This is a genomic window from Microbacterium sp. ISL-103, from assembly GCF_018613995.1.
Classification (GTDB): Bacteria; Actinomycetota; Actinomycetes; order Actinomycetales; family Microbacteriaceae; genus Microbacterium.
Window position 1 is genome coordinate 1 of record NZ_JAGGPD010000538.1, and the last position, 1112, is coordinate 1112.

1 protein-coding gene and 1 pseudogene are annotated in these 1112 nt (G+C 63.8%); both read right to left on the reverse strand.

Translation table 11 applies throughout. The features are described from left to right. A partial coding sequence (locus J7E68_RS17280) for a BON domain-containing protein (protein ID WP_251049106.1) occupies positions 1 to 651 on the reverse strand: 651 nt, incomplete at its 3' end. Beyond that, a pseudogene (locus J7E68_RS17285) lies at positions 627 to 1112 on the reverse strand (phosphoketolase); the annotation flags it as partial. The gene J7E68_RS17280 and the pseudogene J7E68_RS17285, both read right to left, overlap by 25 nt.

Genomic DNA, 1112 nt, shown 5'->3' on the forward strand with positions numbered 1-1112 from the left:
CACGTGTGGTGAGGCCCCGTCAGCGTCTGCCGCTTGACTATTCTCCGGCCAGGAGCGCACGGTGCCGGTGAGGATCGCCGTGGTCCCTTCGATCGCGACAGAGACCGCGTTCGCATCCACCGCCGCGTTCCGAAGTATGGCACCACGGATGCGCTCTGTTGCGTCTTCCGCTGACGGTCGTGCGCTCAACGTGATCAGGCTGTTGACGTTCCTGACCCCGCGAAGGTGTTGTACTGTGCGCTTCGCCGACCGGCGTTGGTGGTCCCACTCGACCTCTCCCATGAGCGTGACCTCGCCGTCGTCGATCACCGCTTTGACCGTGTTCGGCACGTTCGCGGTGGCGTGGAGGGCGTGATCGACTTCCCTGGCCACGTCGGTGTCGGTGATCTGCGCGCCGTGCACTGGGCGCACGACCATATCGTCGACGACGGTACTCACGCCGCGGACGCGGAGAGCCGCGTGCTTCACCGCGAGGCGCTCCGAGTAGCTGTTCACCTGCCCCGACAGGGCGACCGAGCCATCTGTCACGGCCACTCCGATCGCCGCGTCATCGAGACCCGGTGTCCATTGCAGCTCCTGAGAGACGGCCCTCTGGACATCTCGATCGTCGATGCGTTCTGCCGTCCTCATAATCCTGTTCCTTTCGACCATTGTTCCAAGCGGGCATCACCACTTGCCGCTGGCTCTGGCTCTCGCCATTCCCAGTTCCTGATCTCCGGCGCGTCTTCTCCGCGGAGCCGCGTGTAGGCCCTCGCTCGCACGCGCGAGTCCTGCATCTCCTGACGCAGGACAGCCTCACGCGGTCCGAGGCCGGGCACATGGTCGATCACGTCCATGACGAGGTGGAAGCGGTCGAGGTCGTTCATCATCACCATGTCGAACGGAGTGGTCGTCGTTCCTTCTTCGATGTACCCGCGGACGTGGAGCTGATCGTGGCCGTGTCGACGGTATGTCAGACGATGGATCAGCCACGGGTACCCGTGGTAGGCGAAAATCACGGGTCTGTCCGTGGTGAAGATCGCGTCGTATTCTCGATCGCCGAGGCCATGCGGATGCTCCCCCTCGGTCTGCAGGCGCATGAGATCCACGACGTTCACCACACGCACCTTCAA